Genomic DNA, 15,251 nt, shown 5'->3' on the forward strand with positions numbered 1-15,251 from the left:
AAACCCGTTCTCGAAAGGAAAAACGAGCTTCGGGAGCCTGCCAATTTCTTCCTGTCTGGCTCCGATCACTTGGAAACGCGTTTCATCTCGCGCTCTCCATCCCCGATCTTGAAGTGGACGCCCGTCACGTGACCCTGGCCGTCCTTGTGGAAGGTGAAACGTCCGTCCGTGAACGGCATGTCGAATTCGGTCTCGGAGATCGGCTCGAGGACGAGCGGCTGGGGTCGGAACGGGTAGGTGATGACGAGGTGGCCCCCTTCGCGGGTGATCGTCGCGGGAGGGGCGTCGGGCTTCTCGTCGGAGACGTACTGGCCGGGGTATCGATCGAGGACTTCGGTCGGGAGGGTGACGACCTTCGGGCGCTCGAGATCCTTGGCGGTCGGGGCGGGGCGCTCGGGAATCTCGCGGAGCCAGATGTTGCGGTAGTGGACGGGATGGTCGTGGTCCTGGAGCGAGATCGGGCCTCGGTCTCCTTGATCGGTGTACGGCAGGGACTTCAGCCAGGTCGTCGGGCCGAAGGGCTCTTCGTTGTTCTGCACGAGGATCCCATTATGGAAGAGGGTCACGTGCGCCGGCTCGAGGAGCTTGCCCGCCGCGTCGAAGCGAGGACGGCGGAACGCGATGTCATAGGTCTGCCACTCTCCGGGCGGGCGCGAGGCGTTGAACAGTGGGGGATACTGGCCGTAGATCGACCCGGCCTGGCCATCGGCATAGGTTTGGGCCTTATACGAGTCGAGCACCTGGATCTCGAACTGGCCCATCAGGAACAGGCCGCTGTTGCCGCGATCCTGCCCGGTGCCGACCGGAGGGCTGGGCGCGGACCATTCGACGTGAAGTTGGATGTCGCCGAAGTGGCCTTTGGTCTCGATCGAACCGGTCCCCGGCGTCGTCGCGAAAGATCCATCGGCGACCTTCCAACGCGCGGGGCCGCCGAGGGAGGATTTCCAGGCGTCGAGGTCGGTGCCGTCGAAGAGGATGACCGCGTCCTTGGGAGGCTTGGACGCGATCGGAGCATCCGCAGGCTCGACGACAGGGGGTCTCGGGCGATGGTTGTCGTGCTGCCTCCAGCGCGGGGGGTTCGGGCCGCTCTGGACCTGCGCGACGGCCAGGCCCGCCAGGACTCCGAAGATCGCGAAGACGAAAACCGACTTGGCTCGGGGAGAGGGCAAACGCATCGTCATGAAACCCCTGAAGACTATGGGCCTTGGCGTCGTGGAACCGGCAGGGCTTGGGACAGACCCATTGGTCGAGTCTCGCCCATAAGGCCATTGGATACTGTTCCCCGGGCGACAACGCAACCACGTCGCAGCGGACGTTTCGATCGCCCGGCCATCCGTCCGGTTCGCGACCTTTTTCATCGTACGGTCAGTTTCCCCGTGGCCTCGAAACTCTGATAGATCGTCCGGACCCGGTGTCGCAACGGCTCTTGGCCCCCTTCAAGGCTGAGCGGGCGGGGGGCGATCAGGCCGAAGGCTTCGGGAACGTCAAGGACCCGAAGCGCATTCAGAAGGATCGGAGCTTCGCGATCCATTAGGCTTGTGGGCGGTGCGGACGCGAACACCCCTGCAATCTCCGGCTCGAGAGTTGCTGCGAAGGCCGCAAGGACTCCCGCGGGCCCCGACCCCACGAGGGCGACCGCCCGATTCTCCGTCGCCGTCAGCCAACGCGCCGTGGCGATGATGTCGAGGATCCGGCCGGAGTCTGGGGTTTCGCCGAGGATCATGTGGGCGCGATTGACGAAGTTCGGCGGGTTCGTCCGCGTCCAACGCGTGGCGCCCCATCCTCGAGGTTCGAGGAACACGGCCTGGTCGCCGGCGGCAGTACCGTCCGGGAGTGCGGCCAGGCTCGACTCGCGCGATTCCCCCTCCCGCCCCGAAATCACGAGGAGAATCCGATCGGGCTTAGGCGCATCAGCCGGTCGGGCGGCCCGACGGAGCGGCACGACCACGCCGGGCTCGGTCTCGAGTTGGACGATACCCTCCGACTCGCGGAAGACTCGTGCCGCAGGGATCGTCGTGGGCCAATCGACGAAGACTCGCCGTCGCAGTTGATCGAGGAGCCCTTTCCGCCACGCCTCCGAGCGGCCCATTTCCGGAAGCTCGACCTTGGCGATCGGGACGAAGGTCTGGTCGATCACACCGTTCCTGGCGTCGGCGGGGATGTCGCGGCCGGTCGGGAAGACGCGGAGCGTCTGGGGATCGATCGGGAACGTCTCCTTGCCGCGAGGCCCTTCCACGAGGTCGACCTCCGAGTCGTCGACCGGCCCGGCCTCGCGTTTCAGATGGATGTTCATGAAACGGAACGCTGCGCGGCGGATATCCCCGCGGTACGCGTGGCCGCCGATGCTGACGAACGCATCGACGAGATCCCCGGCCCCGAAGAGGCTGTAGAAACGCTCGAGCCGGGCGATGATCCGTTCGTTGGCGTTCATCGGGAACATCACATCTTGATCGCTGTTGACGAAGAGCAAGGGTCGTGGGGCGACCAGTGCCGCGGCACGCGTCCAAGGCCAGTGATGGGAGTTATAGAAGAACATGCAATCACAATGTTCGTTCACAATCTGGGCACCAACATACGACTCGAGGTCGGCCATCCCACTGACGGGGATGGCCACCTTGACCCGTTCGTCGGCCGCCGCGATCCAGAACGTGACCACACCCCCGCCGCTGATCCCCGTGACCCCGATCCGGGTCGCGTCGACGTCGGGCCGAGAGATGAGGTAGTCGAGCCCACGCATCCCGTTCCAGCATTCGACCCCCGCGGGCGAGTACCCTCGGGAGAGCCACCACCATCGGCCCTCACGATAGGTCCCGTGGTGGATGCCGGGGATTTCGCCCAGTTGGAGGGTGTCGACCACCAGGCAGAGGTATCCGTGTCGCGCGTACCAGATCCCATGCGACTGGAACGCGACCTTGTTGCCGTCTCGGCCCATCGGGGTGTGGCCGCAAACGTAAAAGATGGTCGGGAGCTTCGTCCCCGGCTCGACCTTCGAGGGGCGATAGAGGTTGCCCGTCACGTAGAGGCCGGGCACGCTCTGGTAGTGGAGGTTCTCAACAATGTATCCATTACCCTCGAACGTCTTCGTCACCGTCGCACTGAGGGGCGAGCGCGCGGGCAAAGGGTCGAGGCCGAGCATGTCGAGGAGCTCGCCGTGAAGTCGAGGACGCATCCTTGCCCAGTCTTCGGCCGTCGTGATCCCCTCGCGAAAATGGTCGTCGAGTGCCTTCGCCCGGGTCGATAAGTATTGTTGGATCATCGCATCGCCGGGCTCTCCTCGACTCGGGGACCGCTCCGTCTGGGCACGGGCGAGCCCCGGGACGAGGGCCACCATCGTCGCGACGCCGATCATCCACGATGGCACGTGCATGGCCTCGTTCTCCGCGGCACTCGGGCGTGAAGGGGAAAGAAGAGAGGCGTTCAGGCTACCGGCACGGGCGGTGTCGTGATACTGTATTTTGAGAATTGTTCGACCTTGACGAGCCCTTCGGCCTAGGCGGAGGTCTTCGGCATGAACCGGATGTGTCTCGGGCTGGCTCTGACCCTGGGTCTCGCGTCGGTCGGCACGGCGGCCGAGGTGACCCCGAACGCCGCGACCTCGGAGGCCTTCTTCGAGTTGAAGGTCCGGCCGGTCCTCGCCAACTCGTGCGTGAAATGCCACGGCGAGAAGAAGGCGAGCGGCGGCCTGAGGCTCGACTCCCGCGAGGCGATGGTCGCGGGGGGCGAGAACGGCCCAGCGATCGTCCCGGGGGACGCGGGCGGCAGCCTCCTCGTCCGGGCCATCGGGCACGAGGACGAGACGCTCCAGATGCCGCCGAACACGCCCCTGCCCCGCGCGGCTCGGGACGACCTCGCGGCATGGGTCGCGTCCGGAGCCCCCTGGCCGAAGGCTTCCAACGCCCGGCCGATCGAAGGGTTGGCCCACTGGGCCTTCGGCCGGCTCGGGACCGTCGCGATCCCCGAGGATCCCTCCGGCTGGGCGACTTCGCCGATCGACCGCCTCATCGCCGCAGGTCACCGGGCGGAGGGTCTACACCCCGTCGCCCGTGCTGGGAAGCGTGAGCTGATCCGTCGAGCCACCTACGACCTCACGGGACTTCCGCCCGAGCCTGGCCGCATCGAACGGTTCCTGGCCGACGAGCGGCCGGACGCGTTCGCTCGGCTCGTGGACGAACTCCTGGCCTCGCCACGCTACGGCGAGCGATGGGGACGCTACTGGCTCGACCTCGCCCGCTACGCCGACACGGCCGGGGATAACTCCGACTACCCGATCCGCGAGGCGTATCTCTATCGCGACTACGTGATCGACGCCTTCAATGCGGACATCCCGTACGACCGGTTCCTTCACGAACAACTCGCGGGCGACATCCTCGCGGCCGAAGGCCCCGCGGACGACTACGCACGACGGGTCATCGCCACCGGCTTCGTCGCGCAGGCCAAGCGGTTCGGCACGGTCAAACTCGAGGACATCCACCAGATCATCGAGGACACGCTGAACACGACCGGCCAGGTCGTCCTCGGCCTTTCGCTCCGCTGCGCCCGATGCCACGACCACAAATTCGACCCGGTGTCCTCGCGCGACTACTACGCCCTCTACGGCTTCTTCGCCGGGACTCGCTATCCTTTCGCCGGGTCCGAGGAGGCCCCGCGCCCGAGTGAATTCGCCCCGCTCGTCCCGCCGGACCGGGTCAAGGAGTTCGAGGCGACTCACGCCGAGACCCTCGCCCGGCTCAAGGCCTCGCTCGTCGAGGCCGAGTCCCGAGGCGAGCCGACGCGGAAGGCTCGCGACGCGAGCCTCGCCATCGCCGAGGCCGAGTTCCTCGTCGGGGTTGCCGGTGTCCCGGAACGTGCCGCCGCGGTCGAACGCCTGGAACAGGCGCGGGTCGCTCAGGCCCGGGCGACCCGTCAGCGCGAGGCCCAGCTCAAACAAATCCGCGCCGAGATCGCCCGGCTCGAGAAGGCCGGGCCGATGGCCGTGGCCCCGCTCGCCTATTCCGTGCGGGATGGAGAGCCCACCGACGCGAAACTTCAAAAAGGGGGCGACCCCACCAAACTTGGCGACGCGATCCCTCGAGGGGTGCCGAAGATCTTCGAGCCCGACGGCCGAATCGAGGTGCCGGCCAAGGGGAGTGGTCGGCTCGCCCTGGCGCATTGGCTCACCGAGGGGCCTCCTCGAGACCTTGCGGCCCGCGTGATGGTCAACCGGATCTGGCAGCACCACTTCGGCCGGCCCATCGTCCCGACCCCCTCGGATTTCGGCCTACGGGGGCTCCCGCCAAGTCACCCCGAACTGCTCGAGTGGCTCGCCGCCGACTTCCTCGCCTCGGGCTGGTCGATCAAGGCGATGCATCGACGGATCATGCTCTCCGAGACCTACCAACTCGCCTCCGAGCACGACTCGGCCGCTTCGGCGATCGACACCGGCAACGCCTGGTACTGGCGTTCCGACCGACGCCCGCTCGATGCTGAAGCCCTGCGCGACTCGCTCCTCGCGATCGGCGGGAACCTCGACCTAAGCCGACCGGGCGCGCACCCATTCCCCGCGACGGAGTCGTGGCGGTACACGGCCCATCACCAGTTCAAGGCGCTCTATGGGTCGGAGCACCGCAGCGTCTATCTGATGGTGCAGCGACTCCACCCGCATCCGTTTCTCTCGCTCTTCAACGGGCCGGACACGAGCGTGACGACGCCTGTGCGCGACCAGTCGACGGTCTCGCTCCAGGCGCTTTATCTCTTGAACAACCCGCTCGTGCACGAGCAGTCGCTGAAGCTCGCTCGACGATTGCTCTCGAGCGAGGGGACGGACGAGGCTCGACTCCGCCTCGCGTTCCTCCTCACATTCGGCCGGAGGCCGCTCCCGGCCGACCACTCGCGAGCGGCCTCGTTCCTGGAGCACTACGACAAGCGACTCGAGGACGAAGGGCTGCCTGCCGATCGACGCAAGGTCGAGGCCTGGGCGGCGATCGCGAGGACGTTGTTCGCCTCCAACGAATTCCTATACATCGATTGATCGACGATCGAGGGCCCTCCCCCATGCCCGCCGAACCGCTGAACCGCCGGTCCCTGCTCCGACGTGCCTCGGGCTTCGCGGCCGCTTCGGGGCTGGGGCTCTACCGACAGCTCTCGATCGCCTCGGCGGCGAACGGAGGGCATCCCCTCGCCCCCAGGGCCGGCCACTTTCCCGCGAAGGCGAAGCACCTGATCGTCTTCTTCATGACCGGCGGGATCTCGCACCTCGACACGTTCGACTACAAACCGCAGCTCCAGAAGGACCACGACAAGAGCGTCGGCGGTCAGAAGGTCCTGGCCTCGCCCTATCGGTTCCGCCCGAGGGGACAGTGCGGGAAGATGGTGAGCGAACTGTTCGAGCACGTCGGCGGGGTCGTGGACGAGTTCTGCTTCTTTCATACGGTCACGGGAGACTCGGCCGGCCACTCGGCGGCGACGTTGGGGATGCATACGGGCTCGGTCACGATCCCGATGCCCAGCCTCGGGTCGTGGATCAGCTACGGGCTCGGGACGCGCAACACGAATCTTCCCTCGTTCGTCGTCCTCGCGGCCAAGGAGCCGTATAACGGCTTCCAGGTTTGGGATTCCAACTTCCTGCCGGGCTATCACAAAGGGGTGCGCGTGATCCCCGGCCCCAATCCCCTGCCCGACGTCAAAAGCCCGGTGACTTCGGCCTCTCGGCGAGAGCTCGAGGAGCTCATGCTCCGCGACCTGAACCAGGCTCACCTCTCATCCCGGGATGGTGACGCGGCCCTGGCCTCGCGGATGACGACCTTCGAGACCGCGCAGGGGCTCATGCGCGAGGCCCCCGAGGCGTTCGACATCGGCCGAGAGTCACAATCCACTCTCGAACTCTACGGCGCGACATCCGGCGACCCCGGCTCGTTCTCCGCGCAGTGCCTCATCGCCCGACGGCTGGTCGAGCGCGGAGTCCGCGTCGTCGAGCTCTTCGACGTGGGGTCGAACACGAACTGGGACAGCCACAACAACATCGACGACCACCGGGCCCTGTCCCGGACCATCGACCAGCCGATCGCGGCGCTGGTGACGGACCTGGCCCGTCGCGGCTTGCTCGATGAGACGCTGATCGTCGGTTGCTCGGAGTTCGGCCGGACCCCCTGGCAGGACCTGACACCTCGCGGCCGAGGCCACCACAGCAAGTGCTTCACTTGCTTCCTGGCCGGCGGGGGCGTCAAAGGAGGTTTCAGCTACGGCGTCTCCGACCACTACGGTGACGGCCCCGCCGAGAATCCCGTCCACGTCCACGACTTCCACGCCACCATTCTCCACCTGATGGGGCTCGACCACACTCGCCTCACCTATCGCTATTCCGGCAGGGACTTCCGTCTGACCGACGTCCACGGAAACGTCGTCCGCGACGTCATCGCGTAGGCGGCGTAAGGATCGACCGCGGTTCCGGCGCTTTGCGGGCGAGACCCTTCGCGATCGGTTTCAGGATCGGCTCGTAGTCCTGAGAGGCCCGTAGCCGATCGGATGAACGGAATCGGTCGACCAGCCGAGTCGCCATCGCGATCAACCCAACATTGCCCTCCGGGTCGGCCTGGGCGAGGGCCAGGAGGACCGTGGCCTTGGTCGTCGGCTCGAGGTTCAGGTCCTCCGCCGCGACGTAGGGTGGCTTGGACGCGAGCAAATCCGCAGCTAGATCCGCCGAGGAACTCAAGCATTCGCGAAGGGCATGGATCGCATCGGCCCGCCACCGGGTCGAGTCTGGGAGCCTGCCGTTCGCGTAGGCGACGACGCTGAGCACGAGATAGGCTCTTGCCTTTGCTTCGGGATCGAGTTTGGCCGCCTGACTTGCGAATCCTTCGAGCTTGCCGGACGCCAGGTCGGACAGGGCGTCCGTCCTCGCCGCCCTCAACCTGTCCTCGAGTTGGCCGGTCACCTGGCGGAGTTCGGCCAACCGGCCGGCGAGTTGCCGCAGGATGAGCATGCCTCCGAGGGCCGCCTGATAAGACTCGGGCGCGGATTTCTTACTTCGGGTGATGAACTCTTCCTGCTCCCGGATCGCTCGATCGAGATCGCCCCGGGCCGATTCCATGATCGAGAAGATACCGTTGCGGAGCATCGGCCAATCGTCCTCGGTCGCCTTGACTCGCCCCGCGTATCCCTTGCGATCCCCTTCGGCGAAGGCGATGTCGAGGGCCTCTGCGCGAAGTTCGAGATCGACGGCCCGGAGCTTGAGGGCGAGATCGCAGGCTTCGAGTGCCTTGGCAAACTCCCCCGCTCGGTCGTCGCAGGCTGTCTTGATCCTCAACGCGTGGAAGTTGTCGGGGATGATCGCGAGGGTGCGGTTCACGTCGGTCAACGCTTCGGAGATTCGAGCCCGGTTCTCGGCCGCGATGGAGAGAACTCCCGGGTCTTCGGGAGCCGATTCGAGGAGAGTGCGGAGGTAGGTCGCGATTGCTTCGCGGTCTTGCCGGATCCTCAGGAAAGACAACCAGGCTCGATGCCGCTCGACGTCGATCGGCCGACGGTCCAGCCCCGATTGGAGGAACCGTCTCGCGCGTTCGAGCTGCCCCTTCTCCTGGCAATGCTCGATATAGGAGTTGTAATCCGATCGGTCGGCCTGAGCTTGCCCGAGGTATCGTTCGGCTTCCGAGAACTGGCGTTCGAGCGACCAACGCGACTGCGACCAGCAATAAAACGGTAGGACTTCGCGGAGGACGATCAACTCGTTGGCCCTCACCTCCGAGGACTTCTCCGAATCGGTCCGGTCAGTTCGTTCGGGAAGCGGTTGGAAGGGGATGTCCACGCCATCGAACGTCTCGAACGACCCCGACGCGTAATGGTCCGTCCCCGGACGCCAACGGCCCAGGCGTGGCGCGTACCTCGTCACCTTGCGCCTCAGGACCGCGCCACCCATCGGGTTGAGGACAAAGATCGAGTCGTCGAAGAGTCGGATGAATGCGTTTCCCGACCGGATGGAGAACGGGATCGTCTCGACGGCTTTCCCGGCCAGGGAGACCCGGGCGCGATGGTCGCCTTCGGTAACGACGAGGTTGGCGATCTGCCCCGTTTGGACGACGAATGAACGTCCTTCATCGATCTGGATGGAGAGTGGGTCGGAGAGTCCGTTGACGCAGTAGACCGTCCGATTCCCCGAAAGGGAGCGATCGGCGAATGCGAGGATGCACGCGGCAAAGATGAGGTTCTTCGCGACGAAGCGCACTTTCGCCAGGGGATCGCGGCGCGGTCGGCTCAGTGGTTCCGAAGGGCTTCCGCCAGGGGGCGCTCCGTCCGTCGTCGAGTCGAACAAAGGGTCGGGTACGCCGCCCTCGCGATTCGAGGGCCAGTCGCCGAAGAGTTCATCCAGATCACCGCGGCCCTCGTCTGGCTTGAGTCCACCCTCCGCGGATCGTTCCTGCCGATGACTCTGTTCGAGATCGTAACGAAGCCGCCAGTATTCGCTGGCGGCGGGGTCCTGGCCGACATATGGCTCCACAGCGACGATGACCGAGAGCCAACGCCCGGGCGAGATCCCGAGCGAAGCGCTAGTGGTCCTCCGCAGGAGATCCGACTGGACCGCCGGGTTCATCGCCCCTCGACGGAAACGCCGGGCCCACTCCGCTGCCGACCGCGGTGCTCGCGTCGGGTTCACGAGAGCGACGCGTCGAAACAAATCCCGGATCAACGACTCCACGACATTCAAGAACGCGAGACCCACCCCGAGAAACAGGAGCAGGCCGAAAAGTCGCCACCAGGTGATATGAATATTCCAGGACCAAAGCGTGTCCGATACCTGAGCGATCGTGGCGATGACGAGGACGAACCCGAAGAGCGCCACGACGAGGGGGCCGACCCGATACACGACGAGCCCCGCAAGGGATCCGACACCTTGATAGACGAGGTCTCTCAACGATTTCCAGCCACCGCGCGTGACGTCGTGAGCGAGGCGAGTGACGAGGTGTAACGCCGCGAGGGCCGATTTCCAGAGGACATAGCCCATCCCGAGGAGGAAGAGCGCGGCGAACCCCTTGACGAGAACCTGCCCGACCACGGGGAAGCTCCGGTCGAATCGGCGGCTCCAGGCTCCGAGAAGGGGGAGCAGGACATAAAGACCCGCGGCCCCCGACACGATTCCCAGGGCGATCTTCACGAACTTGAGATCGGAATCCCAACCCGAGTGGATCCGTGCGGCTTCGAACAGGGTCTTACGTCGAGGTTCGCTCAGGAGGTCGTCGGCGAGCCATGCATGGGTCGCCTGCACGCCCCAGTACAGCCCTTGAACGACGATGACCATGACGACCATTAGCAGCGGCGCCCCGAAGACGATCTCTGCGATCGGGAACTCGCCGGCCTCGGCTCGGTTGATGAAGACCACGACCAGGCTCGTCGCCCAGCAACTCAACATCAGCCGGCGCCAGGCGGGCGCCGGGGACATTGCGGCGGTCGAGCCCGCCACCAGGAGCGAGGTGACGAAGCAAATCGCCTGGACCTGGGCCGAGGTAAACCCCGGGAAGCCCTTCCGGAAGAAGGACAGTAGCGGATAGGCGTGCGACGTCATCGTCAGCACGAGTAACCCGGTCGCCAACACCCCGGCCAGGAATAGGAATTGGCTCACCACCGCGCGAAGAACGATCGACCGACGGACGGGATCCGTCCGCACGGCTCGGTCATAGGCCCAGCAACGGGACGGTCGGGCCAGCTCCGAATTCGCCAGGTCGAGACCGAGCTCGAAGACCAGGTCGGCGTCGCCTCGGACGTGCGTCCCCGCTTGCGACGCGACGGCGGCGATCGCCTGCCCCTTCACCCAGTCGATCTTGGAGCGGAGCGGGACCTCCAGGGACTCGATCGGACAGAGGCCCCGAGAGTTTTGCCAGGCCAGGAGCATCTTGACCTGAGTTGTGGGCAGATCTCCCCGGGCCAGGAGTGTGAGGCTGGTCACGAACGCGTCGCGGAATGAGGGCGAGACCCGGCCACGCTCGCCGCCGAGCTCTCGGATGATCCGAGAGGCGAACTCGACACGGTCCGCCAGCAGTCGTTCATGTTCCTCCGCCGCATGACCTTTCGACGGATCCTTGGACGTGCCTTGCGATTCCTCGGCGACTTGCCCCATCGAGGCCTCGACGACGGCGAGGGCTTCGGAGTGCCCCCCTTCCATCGAGACGAGGTTCAGCAAGGTCTCCTGCCAGCGAGGGTTGTCGATCAGCGCTTCCCAATGGACCGATTCGGACGCGTGCCGGTCGTGCGCCAGTTGGTGGGCGGTCAGGTATTCCTGGAGCCGATGATGCGTGAAGCGATAGGCATCACTCGACCCCATCTCGACGCGAGCGAGTAGCCCGCTCTGGCATCCCGACTCGAGGACAAGGTCGGTGCGCTCCTCGCCCCAGTCCGTGAGGTCCTCCCGGCGCACATAGACTCCGCCATGCGTCCGAGTCATCCGAAACGCCAGCTCGGCCCACGCTCGATAGACCTCCCGACGACCGGGCTCGCCGAATCGAGGATCGTGGGGAAGTCGGCCTAGGAGCCGGTCATAGAGCCGGTCGATGTGATACCTGAAGAGCTGGGCACGCGACTTCGGCCAGGTCCCGGTGCCGGAGCCGGCGATGAACTCGCAGACGAGCGAGAGGATCTGCGGATTCCGAGCGGTCGGCCCGAGGCCGTCTCGGTCGCTCATGAGCCGGTCGGCGAGCGCCTCGGCATCGTACGAGCGTCCGTCGATTGAAAGGGGGAGCTCGCCGCGGAGATTCTTGCGGACGAACTCCCGGACCTGCCGCCGATCGAACGGCTGGAGGATGAGCATCCGACAGCGCAACTCCGGACTGAAGTCGTTAATCCGGCAGGCGAAGAGCGACGCGGTCCCCCGCCGATGTAGGCGAGCGAATTCGCTCAATGCGACGAGGCGATCGAGATAGCCATCTCGCTCCATCTCGTCGATCCCGTCGAACAAGACCACGAGCCGCCGCTCGCCGGCCAACGCCAGCAGCTTCGACCCGAGCCGCTTGGAGAAAGGCTCGGGCAGGCTCCGTTCGATCAACTCCCAGACCGTCTCCGACGCGCCCCTAAAGGCCGACGACCGGAAGCGGGCCGCGTGGACCGGGATGACCACCTTCGGTCGGAGTTGCCGACGGCCGACCCGAGCCAGGTCCGAGGCGATCTCGGCCAGGGTGCGGGTCTTGCCGCTGCCCGCCTCGCCGAGCAGCACCATCGGCTCGTCCTGGCGAGAGAGGAAACGCGCGGCGTCGTCGACGACGTAACTCTTCTTCACGGCCGAGGCGAACCCCTCGGTCATCCCGTCGCCGCCTTGGGTGACGTCGGACAGAACGCGGAGCTTTTGTCGGACCTGCTCGTGAACGTTCGGCGCCAGGGAAGCCGATGCCCGGCCCGGCTCGGTCGGACTTTCCGGGACCTTGCTAACGCCGGTGAGCGGTTCGTAGGTGCTCGGATGATCGCCGTCGCCGAGAGGCAGGAGCGAGGCGAGGTAGTCCTGGACGACCTCGTACTCAGGGGGCAGCGCCCGACCGAGGGCGAGGAAGACTCGATGGTGCAGCCGAGGCCAGACCGCCTCAAGCAAGGCAAGGAGGCGGGGTTGGCTCCATCCCGCCGGCGCGAGGGACGGGGATCTCTGCCGGAGGTCGAATTCGACCTCGTCCCCTCCCCAGTTCGTGAATCGGTAGGTGACCGGAGTCTGTCGGAAACCTCCCGCTTGGTGTCGTTGCTTGAACTCCTCCCCAATCTCGGTTGCGAGCCGGGAGAGGTCCGGGGGGAATGGCTCGTCCTTCGCGAGCTTTAATGCCGATAGGACGGCGTCGGAGAAAAGGCCGGTCCTTCGGAGGGGGTCGTTCTTGGCCACTTCGCCGGCCCTCGATCCCATCCAGACGAATTGTTGGGGGAGTTGCCGACGATCCGGGAATGGGAACGTATCCGGCCGATGGGACGGGCGATGACGTCCTTCGGGGTTGGCGCAGGCGTCGATGATGAAAACCTGTCGAGATAAGCCGGAGTATCCGCGGTCTTGCAAGGCTCGGGTGAGCGAGTGAGCGTCGAGCGTGGCGAAGTCCCGCTCGGAGGCGTTCGCGAAGAGCAGGTAGCGTTCCTCTTCGCCGAGCTGACCGTGCCCTCCCCAGAAGACCCAGAGGAGGTCGCCTCGGGCTTCGGGGAGCCGCTCGAGGAATTCGCGACGGATCGTCTCGCGATCGGCCGGCCCCGCGCGAGAGACTCCGCCAATCGACTCGAGGGCCGCCAGTTCGGGCTCGGCCTCAGGGAGCGGAGAGACGAAGAGTCGGATGTTCTCGGCGGGGACTCCCCTCGAACGGAGCCAGCCGGCGAACCGGCAGGCGTCGCTCGCCGGGCCGGGCAGGTCGAGCCCGCGGATCCCGTATGTCTCGATCCCCACGACGATGGCATAGGTCTTCAGGGGATCGGCGATGTTGTCGTGCATTCCAGTCGAGTCCGTCCGTCCGATGGGTTCCCGGCGCTGTCCGGACGCAACTTCTCACCGCTTCGGCTAAACTACAACTCGAACATGGGAGGGGGCAAGCGGCTGGGGCACGTTCTCACCCCGGGCCGAGAGGCCTCTCGTGACGTCTCGTGGCCCTCAAGGGCTACTGCGGACCGCGGTTCCGACAAGGGGACTCGTACGATGAGCGGAGCGACCCAGAAGGACGACCTCAGGGAATTACTCAAGAGCCTGCTCGAGCCGGAAGCCCGGTCCTGCTTCGAAGGCGAGGCCATCGACCCCGCGATCCTCGAGCAAGCGACCTCCGCGATTCTCGAGGCCGTGGACTCGGCCCAAATCGAGCCGAGTGTCGAGGTGGCGACGGACGGACTCCAGGACCGTTCCTTGAAGTTGAGCGCCCATGGGGGGAAGCTTCACGGCAAGTCGGTCAAGCTCAAGAACCTGACCCTCAACCGGTCGAAGCTCGTCGAGTTCGCGACCCACTCGCTCGTCCTCGGCGGTCACACCCTCGAGGGCAAGGAGTCGCCGAGCTATACCATGTCGTTTCTAGGGATCCTTGGCCTGCTGCTCCTTGCCCGTTGCGCGGCGGAAGCCTTCAGCATCGAGCTCACGGAGCAGGACGCGAGCACCTGTTTCGGCTTGATCAAGGCCTTGGGGACCGCCGCTTCGGCATCCGAAGCCGATGTCGTCGAGGTGACCAACCAGGCCCGCGAGGCGTTCAACCTCGGACCCATCGGGGCGCTTGCGATCCATCGGTCACTCGAGAACCTCCGATCTCTGAAGGTGGTCGACCGACCTCCCGGCAAGCCCGACCACTGGATGATGATCGAGACGTTCTCGATGGCTTGAGGCGAGGCGTCGTCGACGCTTCCGGCGGTTTCACGAAAGGACGCAGTCGACTAACTCGGTGTCGGGGCTCGACCAGCCTAATCGTCCGACGACTCCGCCCGAAGCTTCCTGGCCCGATCGATCTGCCGGCCCAGGAGGATCGACTGGTCCTCGGTCAGGATCGCTTTGAGCCGGGCTTCGGGCATCTCGGCCAGCCGTAACAGGAGGACCGTGCTGTTCAGGGCGGACGACCCTTGGCGAGGAGGAGGACACTCGCCGAGCAAGGCCCGGAACCGCTCGCGCTGGCTGTTGTTTAGCTTCAGGTCGCGAGTCGCCGTCGTCACCAGGGAATCGAGCTGGGCGGCGTACCGCGTCCGCCAGCCTTGCAGCATGGCCGCTTCATATCGCTCGAGCTGCGCAGGCTCCATCGCGTTCCGATGCGTCTTGGCGAAGAGCGACCCCGGCCCGAACAATTCCGACTCGGATCGAGCGACCCTCAAGCGGGCGGCGAGTTGGTGGATTTCGCCAAGTCGGTCGGGATCTTCGGCACTTCGGAGGAAGACCGCTCGGCCCTCCTCGACCCGATGAAAGTAATGCGAGATATCGCCTCGCCCCGCCAATTGAAGCTTGCGACTTTGGGGCTCCGTCAGCCCGCAGATCTGGATGGATTCCTTCACCTTCTTATCAAGGGATGACTTGAGCCCCTGCTGGATGTCTTGGGGGCTTTTTGTACCGAAGACCCAGCGGTCGAATGGATCCGCGTTCGGACTCGCCGGGTCGGTCGGAGGCGCCTCGACTCGAACTGCCGCTCGGTCGTCCGGTTCGCGTGCCGAGGCCGATCCGGCCACGCCGAGCGCGATGGCGGAGGCAATCCCGACCAGCCCGAGCGTTCGCGTCGGGGAATTCATGGCGAATCCTTTCGCGGGATGAAACCCCGACGGGAGGTACGCGATCGGGTGCGTTGGGCTCGGTCGCTCAAGTCCGACATGGTTGGCGT

7 protein-coding genes are annotated in these 15,251 nt (G+C 65.7%); 3 read left to right on the forward strand and 4 right to left on the reverse strand.

The features are described 5' to 3' along the window. Window positions 1–65 precede the first annotated feature (65 nt). Together ACYOEI_RS28350 and ACYOEI_RS28355 are read right to left on the reverse strand one after the other, a co-directional pair. The gene (locus ACYOEI_RS28350) at window positions 66–1,175 is read right to left on the reverse strand and encodes a 3-keto-alpha-glucoside-1,2-lyase-like domain-containing protein (RefSeq protein WP_462853021.1); all 1,110 of its coding nucleotides are present in this window, start codon (window positions 1,173–1,175) and stop codon (window positions 66–68) included. Between the two features lie 179 nt (window positions 1,176–1,354). Then, the gene (locus ACYOEI_RS28355) at window positions 1,355–3,367 is read right to left on the reverse strand and encodes an alpha/beta hydrolase family protein (protein WP_462853022.1); all 2,013 of its coding nucleotides are present in this window, start codon (window positions 3,365–3,367) and stop codon (window positions 1,355–1,357) included. 141 nt (window positions 3,368–3,508) lie between these two features. Here ACYOEI_RS28355 and ACYOEI_RS28360 point away from each other — a divergent pair, with 141 nt between their 5' ends. Further along, the gene (locus ACYOEI_RS28360) at window positions 3,509–6,007 is read left to right on the forward strand and encodes a PSD1 and planctomycete cytochrome C domain-containing protein (protein WP_462853023.1); all 2,499 of its coding nucleotides are present in this window, start codon (window positions 3,509–3,511) and stop codon (window positions 6,005–6,007) included. Window positions 6,008–6,030: 23 nt separating this feature from the next. Further along, entirely contained in the window at window positions 6,031–7,398 is a 1,368-nt protein-coding gene (locus ACYOEI_RS28365; RefSeq protein WP_462853024.1) for a DUF1501 domain-containing protein, read from the forward strand. On the opposite strand, the gene ACYOEI_RS28370 is transcribed toward ACYOEI_RS28365, so the two are convergent. Further along, window positions 7,388–13,408: an NACHT domain-containing protein gene (locus ACYOEI_RS28370; protein ID WP_462853025.1), complete on the reverse strand. Its 6,021-nt coding sequence runs from the start codon at window positions 13,406–13,408 to the stop codon at window positions 7,388–7,390. The genes ACYOEI_RS28365 and ACYOEI_RS28370 overlap by 11 nt on opposite strands. Before the next feature lie 201 nt (window positions 13,409–13,609). Here ACYOEI_RS28370 and ACYOEI_RS28375 point away from each other — a divergent pair, with 201 nt between their 5' ends. Continuing rightward, window positions 13,610–14,275, forward strand: a complete 666-nt coding sequence (locus tag ACYOEI_RS28375) for a hypothetical protein (RefSeq protein ID WP_462853026.1) — start codon at window positions 13,610–13,612, stop codon at window positions 14,273–14,275. Window positions 14,276–14,352: 77 nt separating this feature from the next. Here the strand turns inward: ACYOEI_RS28375 and ACYOEI_RS28380 are convergent, their stop codons facing one another. Then, window positions 14,353–15,162, reverse strand: coding sequence for a hypothetical protein (locus ACYOEI_RS28380; protein WP_462853027.1), 810 nt, complete (start codon window positions 15,160–15,162; stop codon window positions 14,353–14,355). Window positions 15,163–15,251: the final 89 nt, after the last annotated feature.

Source organism: Singulisphaera rosea (genome assembly GCF_054877945.1).

Excerpts from the sequence above, each read along its gene's own strand:
- ACYOEI_RS28350 (WP_462853021.1), bottom strand. The coding sequence starts at position 1,175 with ATGCGTTTGCCCTCTCCCCGAGCCAAGTCGGTTTTCGTCTTCGCGATC.
- ACYOEI_RS28355 (WP_462853022.1), bottom strand. The coding sequence starts at position 3,367 with ATGCACGTGCCATCGTGGATGATCGGCGTCGCGACGATGGTGGCCCTC.
- ACYOEI_RS28360 (WP_462853023.1), top strand. The coding sequence starts at position 3,509 with ATGAACCGGATGTGTCTCGGGCTGGCTCTGACCCTGGGTCTCGCGTCG.
- ACYOEI_RS28365 (WP_462853024.1), top strand. The coding sequence starts at position 6,031 with ATGCCCGCCGAACCGCTGAACCGCCGGTCCCTGCTCCGACGTGCCTCG.
- ACYOEI_RS28370 (WP_462853025.1), bottom strand. The coding sequence starts at position 13,408 with ATGCACGACAACATCGCCGATCCCCTGAAGACCTATGCCATCGTCGTG.
- ACYOEI_RS28375 (WP_462853026.1), top strand. The coding sequence starts at position 13,610 with ATGAGCGGAGCGACCCAGAAGGACGACCTCAGGGAATTACTCAAGAGC.
- ACYOEI_RS28380 (WP_462853027.1), bottom strand. The coding sequence starts at position 15,162 with ATGAATTCCCCGACGCGAACGCTCGGGCTGGTCGGGATTGCCTCCGCC.